Here is a 7,812-nt window from a genome sequence, read left to right as displayed (position 1 = left end):
CTTGTCCATTAAGAAATGTTACAAATTACATGGGTACATCAAGAAAAGTTAAGGGGCGTATCCATTGATGGATAAGGGTTTTCGGCTATTATAGTATATATGTATGGGGGAAGTTCAGAAATACAGGCTATCAACCTCAGCAAAACTGTTTTGTTACCGTCAGTCTTAGTCTGCCTTGGATCTCTTCGGCAAATTGGGAAGGAGAAGCTCCCTGCTGGAAATTAATAGCAGCTGTAATTGAATTATAGGAATTACGGCTAGACAACTTTTTTATAGGTTGTTGGCTCGAAAAAATCTCTGTTCGTGAAATTTTCAGAGCTATGAACAGTTGAGTTTAACAGACTGAAGTGGGCGAGGTAAATTTAGCATAAATGCTGGAGCGATCAAGCGAAAATAAGGCTCTTCTCAACTTTGTGTGATAAGTTTAACTTATATAGTAGCGATCGATCTTTGTGTCCTCTGTGTCTCTGTGGTTCCTTCCACTCCCTCGCCCGCAAGACTGTATCTTAGAATACATTTTACCCACCAAATCCAAAAGGACCCCATTTCCCTATCCTTGTCAATTCTGTATCAAAGCAGCTTGACATCCATATCTTGATAAAGTTATCAAAGTTACTCTAGTTTGAGACTATCTAAAATTAATTGTATATCTAAATCAAGAGCCTGAGCAATTTGTTCGATCGTTAATCCTAATCCTATTAGTTTGGGAACAGTTTCTAGTTTTGCTTTAATAACATTGTTTTCAGTTTTATAAATATGATAATTTTCTATTTCTCGATTATTAGAAGGGTTATGACAAAAAGTAACCTGATCAATTTTTACGGAATTTACTATGTTATTGGTACTACTCGTGGTAATAAATCTTTCAATTGCTGATCGAACAGTTGATTTATTTAATTCTTCCCCTAACACTTCCGAAAGAATGCGCCAAAGTTCATAGGCCTTATCTCTGGCATGACCTTCAGAACAATTATATTTTTCTGCTATTTTTGCATATTTCTGACCATCAAAAACGTTCTTTAAAATCCCTAATTGCAATGTATCGAGATGCTTTCCCGTGTGGTCAAAAACCAGATTATCAATAAGTTGGAAGACTTCTTGGGTATCCATGGGAGTAATGTTAAGATTTGGGGAGATAATACCGTATTTCACGCTACCCTATCAATAAGCTCTTTTTCAAATTCTGCAAGTAAGCTAATAACTCGTTCTCTTGTTACCGTTGGAAAACCCTCTAAAAAATCATCAATTGATTCTCCTGCTTTAAGATAATCAAAAAGTGTTTGTATCGGAACTCTAGTACCTGAAAAAACAGGAACACCACTCATAGTTTCAGGAGATACATGGATAAGAGGCGAATATTTAGCCATTTTGATTACCTTCTTAGCTTCTACAGAGTAGATTAACCCAGAGCAATACGTCTTGTCTTCATATTCTAGCCTAGATTCTTGAAAAATGGGTTAAACTGATGATAAATAGGGTTTGCTGACAAAGTACGGGCGAAGCATTCGGGCAATAACCTATCGGTGAAACCGTAGGGACGCGGGCCGATGAAGACGCAAGGTTTTGAAGCACGATTCTCTCAAAATCTTGCACCTGTTTCGCGAGAAAAGCCACAAAACCCTTACCTTGCCTACATTTCACCTTTATTCAGCAAACCCTAAATAGGTTAGGGAAGTGGCTTTCGATTAATAATACTAAAATGAACAATAATCTAAAATCAAGCCGATAATGACTAAATGCAACCGACGGAAGCCCAACTTAGACAACTCTATCAGCTAATTTCAATAAAGTCCGAAAACTATGCACGGGTAGGTTCTTTATGGGAGGGGAGGTCGGCGACGACCTTCTCGACCCCTAACTATCAGTTAACGATGTTTAAAAGCTTCGATCGCCGCCGGCAAAGTATAGTAAATTCTCTCCTCGCTAATTTTATCTAACAAGCGGGAACGTTGCAATTCTAAGTACAGATCGTGTTTAACCCTAGCGAGGGCGAAAACTATACCCTGTCTTGATAATTCTGATGCTAATTCCTCAAGAATCTCCACTGCTGTACTATCCAATTCCCCAAGGGCTTCCGTATTCAAGACAAACCATTCTACCGGTTTTGTCTCCCGGGCAATGGCACTGAGAGCGCGACGTTTAAAGTCGGCCGCATTAGCAAAAAATAAGGGGGCATCGTAACGATAGATAACTAACCCCGGTATTGTTTGCGCTTCCGGCCAATCCTGGAGCGCGTGTAAACCCATCACCCCCGGAACCGTACCCAAGACGGCATCATCAGGCCGGGTAATGCGGGCCAATAAATCGATAACCGAGAGACCGATGGCGATGGCAACCCCGCTTAAAATCCCCGTGGTTAGCACCCCCACCATGGTCAGGACAGCGAGATTAAACTCACTATTGCGAAAGCTTTTTAGTCGTTTAGCGCCGGCGATATCCAGCAGTTTACAGGCTGCATAAATCACCAGCGCACCCAAGGCAGCCTTGGGAAAGAGTGCCAGTACTGGACCGAGCAGGAAAATGACCGCCACCACCACCACTGCCACCACCAGGGAGTAAAGCTGACTTTTACTACCCACGGAATCGCCCACTGCGGTGCGACTGGCGCTGCTGCTGATGGGAAATCCCTGACAAAAACCCGCCGCCAGATTCCCCAGTCCTAGGGCTAAAAATTCTTGATTGGCATCGATTTCTTGGTTATGACGTGCGGCGAAGGCTCTGGCGGTCAAGACGTTATCGGAATAGCCGACCAGGGCAATGCCGACGGCCGCGGTTACTAGGGGTAGTAATTGGGAAAAATCTAGGGTTGGTAAGCCAAAATTAGGCAAAGTCTTGCTAATTTTCCCCACTACTGCCACCCCCTCTTGATCGAGATGGAGGGTGGCGACGGCGAGGGTTCCCAGTAAAACCGCCAGCAAGGGACCTGGTGCTTTGGGAAAATATTTCTGGATGACAAATAGAAATAGTAACAGCAATAGAGCTAGGCTAAGGGTTGGCCAGTGCCATTGGTTTATTCCCCAGAAAAAAGCGAAAATTTCTTTAAAAACCGTATTTTCACGGATTGACAAACCACTAATTTTACCCAGTTGTCCCGCAATCATGATCACCGCCACTCCCGCCATATAACCGATTAGGATCGGTTTGGAGAGTAAATTAGCTAGAAATCCCAAGCGGGCGATGTAAGCGACAAAACAGATTAAACCGACCATTAGGGCTAAAAAAGCCGCTAAACTGCCGTAATTTTCTCCTTGAAGGCTCACCAGAGGTGCGATCGCTGCCGCCGTCATCACTGCCGTGGTCGATTCTGGTCCGAGGGATAGTTGCGGTGAGGAGCCGAAAAGGGCGTAAACTAGGGCGGCTGGCACGAGAGTCCACAATCCCACCACTGGCTCGACCCCGGCCAGGTCGCCGTAAGCCATACACTGGGGAATAGCGTAGGCTGCCACGGTGACACCAGCGAGTAGATCTCGGCCCAGCCACTGCCATTGATAGGAGCGCAGGTTTTTTGGCCCGGGTAAATCAGAAAAATCGACTCGTCGCGAGTTTTTACTCATATTTTCTCTCTGAACGGCGACTTAACCTAATTTTAACGGAAGAATTGGCTAGAAAAAGCCTTGAGGCTGAGATGTTTTCTGTCAGCAGGATATTTATACCATTTTAGCCGCAATTTTAGTTAAACTGGCTAAATATACTCGGAAATATCCTCTTGACAATCATCGGCTAAGTATGATAGAGCGCGGAAACGTAAACCGACTAATTGTTCGTAGAGAGGATTTAACTTGCACAGAGGCGGAATATGGACTAATTTATGGCCAAAAAGCACGATATCGCGTTCAAAAGGACATTGAGGCGGCACCATTTTGCAGATAAACCGGGCCAAGCGCGGATCGTGCATTTCCACCCCATCTAACCAGTCTTTGAGGGGATGCAGCAGATCTGGGTGGGGATGTTCGGCACTGATAAACTCGGATTTATTCGCTTCTGTGGTAATTTCGGGAATTTCACAGATAGTATGTTCTAAAGCTGACAGGGCCTCGATTTCTAACCCGAAAGCATCCCGATAACTACGCAGTAATTGCGCTTCTGCGGGGGAATAAATGCCATCGGCGATCGCTACCATAACCGCCGTGCGGAGGAAGTTTTCTGATATTTTGGGGTCATGACCGAAACTTGCGGCCAATTCTTCGGGACTAATCGATTGATAGAGAACGTGGTCGTCATCTAATTCTAATTCGTGAGCGAAACGGGCGATCGATTCCTGCTCGCTGGTGCTATAATCCCCATCAGACCAGGCAATTGTCAGTAATCCCCGTAACCAGTCCCTAACTTGTTCGTTAGTGTAGCGGTATTGAACAGAGCTAACCATAGGTATGTATTGCTAAAACTGATTCTAGTTTCTCAATTTAATTCTACCCATCGCCCCTGGATTCTAGTGGCTCCTGTTCATATCATTTAACTATAGCCAATAACCCCATGGTCAGATCGGAATTTTTCGTTTTTCAGCCAGCATAATCGGGCAATTTTCGCCCCTAGGAGCAGGGGTAAGTGGTGCTGCTTCTTGTACCTTCCCCAACCGCGTCAGTCCTACTGAAAAGGCGGATTCCTAGGATTAACGGCCAATACCGAGGTAACGGAAACCAGCTGCTGTCACCACCGCAGGATCGAGGAAATTGCGACCATCAATTAACACGGGTTCGCGCATGGTTTTAACCATTTTGCCGTAGTCGAGACGGAGGAATTCTTGCCATTCCGTCACCACCACCAAAGCGTCACAACCATCGGCCAATCTTTCTGGATCCGATTCGATAATCACACCGCTTAAACCGTGACTTAAACCACTTTGGGAAACGATCGGATCATAAGCTTTTACCTTAGCACCTAAACGATTTAACTGTTCGATCATGGTTAAAGCCGGGGCATCGCGCATATCATCGGTATCGGGTTTAAAAGTTAATCCCAACAAACCGACGGTTTTACCCTTGAGGATTTTTAATTCCTGTTGCAGTTTTTCGATCGCGATTGTCCGTTGACGTTTGTTAACATTGATAGCGGCGTTAAGTAATTCCGTTTCGTAACCGTAGTCTTCTGCGGTATGTACCAAAGCCGACACATCTTTGGGGAAACAGGAACCCCCCCAACCGATCCCGGCCGAGAGGAACTTGCTGCCGATACGGGAATCTAAACCGATACCTTTAGCCACTTGGGTGACATCGGCCCCCACGCGATCACAGATATTAGCTACTTCGTTAATAAAGCTAATTTTGGTGGCTAGGAAGGCATTAGCGGCGTATTTAATCATTTCCGCCGAACTGAGATCCGTAACCACCACGGGAACGGGAGGCAAGGAGGGATCGTCAGCGAATTGGCGTTTAACCAAAGGAGCGTACAATTCCTTCATCATTTCAATAGCTTTCGGGTTATTACTGCCTAAAACAATGCGATCGGGGTTAAAAGTATCATAAACTGCCGAACCTTCCCGTAAAAATTCGGGATTGCTGACCACATCGAATTCCGCTTCGATGCGTTCTAGTGTACTAATACCGCCAACCGCAGCCACGAGATTTTTTTGTCTCTCGGCCACGCCATCGAGGACGATCATCCGTACCCAATCCCCAGAACCGATGGGAACGGTCGATTTATTGACGATTACTTTATAACCACCGTTGAGGTGGGCCCCAATACCCCGGGCCACCGCTTCCACATAACGGGTGTCACTTTCCCCCGTGGGTAGTGCTGGTGTACCAACGGCGATAAAGAGGATTTCGCCGTGTTTAACTCCCGCTTCTAGGTCCGTGGAGAATTCCAGATTGCCGGAGGCTGCCGAAGACTGCATTAATTCCGATAACCCCGGTTCATAGATGGGGGATTGTCCCGATTTCATTAATTTGACTTTTTCTTCGTTGTTGTCAATACAGATAACATGATGGCCGATATGTGCTAGGCAAACCCCAGTGACTAAACCCACATAACCCGTTCCGATAACACAAACACGCATGATAATCACTCCGGTGACAATTAGGTTAAATTTATTGATTAGGGATTAGCTTAGACGAGAACGGAAATCCTCGATCGTCATTTTTAAACCCTGGCGTAGAGGAATAGTGGGACTCCAATCCAAATAGGTTTTAGCACGAGTGATATCCGGTTGTCGTTGCTTGGGATCATCTTCCGGTAGTGGTTTATAGACTAATTCGGCCTCGGGATTAATCATGCCTTGGATCACTTGTGCTAATTCCAGAATTTTGTATTCGTCGGGATTGCCGAGATTAACCGGCCCGATAAAGTCCCCATTCATCAAACGCATTAACCCTTCCACTAGGTCAGAAACATAGCAAAAACTGCGGGTTTGGGAACCTTGACCATAAACCGTCAGGGGTTGACCGCGCAAAGCTTGCACGACGAAATTACTCACCACTCGACCATCGTTTTCTAGCATTCGCGGGCCGTAGGTGTTGAAAATCCGGGCCACCCGGATATCGACTTTATGCTCCCGATAATACTCAAAAGCCAGGGTTTCCGCTACCCGTTTACCCTCGTCATAACAGGAACGCGGCCCAATGCAGTTGACGTTGCCTCGATATTCTTCCGTTTGGGGATGCACATCGGGATCGCCATAGACTTCTGAGGTAGAAGCGAGCAAAAATCGCGCTTTTACCCTTTTAGCTAGGCCCAGCATATACAGAGTCCCTAAAACATTGGTTTTAATCGTTTTTACTGGGTTATATTGATAGTGAATTGGGGAAGCAGGACAGGCCAGGTGATAGATCTGATCCACCTCTAAACGGATCGGCTCGGTGATATCGTGACGAATTAGCTCAAAATAAGGATTTCCTAGCCATTTAACGATGTTTCGGCGCACCCCCGTGTAGAAGTTATCCAGACAGATCACTTCATGACCCTGTTCCATCAAGCGATCGATTAGATGGGAACCGATAAAACCCGCACCGCCTGTAACTAGGATTCTCATGTAATTGACAAGTAAACATATAAAATTATTCTTAAAATACCCTTACGCTGGCTTTTTGGCAAATATTTTTTTTGACGGGGTGTTAAGTATCAGTGATCAGTGATCAGCTTCTCAAGGCAAGAGGCAAGAGGCTCCAAAAAAGAATCTGGCAATTCTCCTAGCTAAAAAGAAGGTTAGAAACTAAGTACATCAAAGCTTTTAGCTTAACCAATTAGGTTTTAGATTCGGACTCAGCGATCGCCGATGCCAGGCTAATGGCTGAATAATGGCTGGGTAATCCTTAAAAAATGTAACAATTTTCGTAGTCATCCCTACAGAGTTCTATATTGTCCAATCTTGTAGGCGTAAATTAGGGATTTGAGAGAAATCACGATAATTGCGTGTTACTAAAATACTGTTTTCTGATAAACTAATCGCTGCAATTCTTAAATCTTGTGTTCCTATACGAATTTTTTGCTCCCGTAATTCTCTGAAATGATAATGAGCTTCTAAAGTATAGTTCAAAATTTTAAATTTGCTCAGATAATTAACTATATCTCTCAAACCTTGATAGCCTTTGATTAACTTTTCATATTGATTGCTTTGAGAGTATTTTCTGATCACGCTGAACCATCCTCTTACTTGTTCTTCTAAAGTAATAATTGTTATAGCCGTATCATCAGGATCGATAGACGCTACTCTCCGAACTAAGTTCGGATGGGTGGTGATTCGGTAGTAGTGATGGCAGCTTAATCCTTTGCTTTGCTGTGCATTGTAGTCATGGATAAAATACCAAAGGGTTCCCCAACGTGATTCTCCATTTTTTTAGAGAAAGATAGACTCTCTCTCACCAGCCGAGAAATCCT

General features: G+C 44.5%; 8 protein-coding genes and 1 pseudogene. 1 reads left to right on the top strand and 8 read right to left on the bottom strand.

Going from position 1 to position 7,812, the window contains the following annotated elements; translation table 11 throughout:
- The first annotated feature begins 415 nt into the window (after positions 1-415).
- Positions 416-598: a hypothetical protein gene (locus EWV60_RS11415; RefSeq protein ID WP_232306241.1), complete on the top strand. Its 183-nt coding sequence runs from the start codon at positions 416-418 to the stop codon at positions 596-598.
- A 14-nt stretch (positions 599-612) separates the two neighbouring features.
- Here EWV60_RS11415 and EWV60_RS11410 read toward each other — a convergent pair whose 3' ends face one another.
- The 8 genes and pseudogenes from EWV60_RS11410 to EWV60_RS11375 form a co-directional block, all read right to left on the bottom strand.
- Positions 613-1,110, bottom strand: coding sequence for a helix-turn-helix domain-containing protein (locus EWV60_RS11410; RefSeq protein ID WP_287232334.1), 498 nt, complete (start codon positions 1,108-1,110; stop codon positions 613-615).
- 38 nt (positions 1,111-1,148) lie between these two features.
- The gene (locus EWV60_RS11405) at positions 1,149-1,367 is read right to left on the bottom strand and encodes a DUF433 domain-containing protein (RefSeq protein WP_002746174.1); all 219 of its coding nucleotides are present in this window, start codon (positions 1,365-1,367) and stop codon (positions 1,149-1,151) included.
- Positions 1,368-1,865: 498 nt separating this feature from the next.
- Positions 1,866-3,554, bottom strand: coding sequence for a SulP family inorganic anion transporter (locus EWV60_RS11400; RefSeq protein ID WP_287232331.1), 1,689 nt, complete (start codon positions 3,552-3,554; stop codon positions 1,866-1,868).
- 128 nt (positions 3,555-3,682) lie between these two features.
- Positions 3,683-4,366, bottom strand: coding sequence for a Mo-dependent nitrogenase C-terminal domain-containing protein (locus EWV60_RS11395; protein ID WP_002754710.1), 684 nt, complete (start codon positions 4,364-4,366; stop codon positions 3,683-3,685).
- Between the two features lie 243 nt (positions 4,367-4,609).
- Positions 4,610-5,995 carry a UDP-glucose dehydrogenase family protein gene (locus tag EWV60_RS11390; RefSeq protein WP_002797870.1) on the bottom strand — a complete coding sequence of 462 codons (1,386 nt, stop codon included), beginning with the start codon at positions 5,993-5,995 and terminating at the stop codon, positions 4,610-4,612.
- Positions 5,996-6,040: 45 nt separating this feature from the next.
- Complete coding sequence (locus EWV60_RS11385) at positions 6,041-6,967, bottom strand: UDP-glucuronic acid decarboxylase family protein (RefSeq protein WP_287232328.1); 927 nt, start codon at positions 6,965-6,967, stop codon at positions 6,041-6,043.
- A 321-nt stretch (positions 6,968-7,288) separates the two neighbouring features.
- On the bottom strand, positions 7,289-7,570 hold the full coding sequence (locus EWV60_RS11380) for a type II toxin-antitoxin system VapC family toxin (RefSeq protein ID WP_238141998.1): 282 nt from the start codon (positions 7,568-7,570) through the stop codon (positions 7,289-7,291).
- Positions 7,571-7,714: 144 nt separating this feature from the next.
- Positions 7,715-7,812, bottom strand: a pseudogene (locus EWV60_RS11375) (IS1 family transposase); the annotation flags it as partial.

Source organism: Microcystis sp. Msp_OC_L_20101000_S702 (assembly GCF_007095705.1).
Classification (GTDB): Bacteria; Cyanobacteriota; Cyanobacteriia; order Cyanobacteriales; family Microcystaceae; genus Microcystis; species Microcystis ichthyoblabe_A.
Note: the sequence above shows the minus strand (reverse complement) of the source record. Positions and strands in the feature narration are given on the sequence as shown.

Excerpts from the sequence above, each read along its gene's own strand:
- EWV60_RS11410 (WP_287232334.1), bottom strand. The coding sequence starts at position 1,110 with ATGGATACCCAAGAAGTCTTCCAACTTATTGATAATCTGGTTTTTGAC.
- EWV60_RS11385 (WP_287232328.1), bottom strand. The coding sequence starts at position 6,967 with ATGAGAATCCTAGTTACAGGCGGTGCGGGTTTTATCGGTTCCCATCTA.
- EWV60_RS11400 (WP_287232331.1), bottom strand. The coding sequence starts at position 3,554 with ATGAGTAAAAACTCGCGACGAGTCGATTTTTCTGATTTACCCGGGCCA.
- EWV60_RS11405 (WP_002746174.1), bottom strand. The coding sequence starts at position 1,367 with ATGGCTAAATATTCGCCTCTTATCCATGTATCTCCTGAAACTATGAGT.
- EWV60_RS11390 (WP_002797870.1), bottom strand. The coding sequence starts at position 5,995 with ATGCGTGTTTGTGTTATCGGAACGGGTTATGTGGGTTTAGTCACTGGG.
- EWV60_RS11395 (WP_002754710.1), bottom strand. The coding sequence starts at position 4,366 with ATGGTTAGCTCTGTTCAATACCGCTACACTAACGAACAAGTTAGGGAC.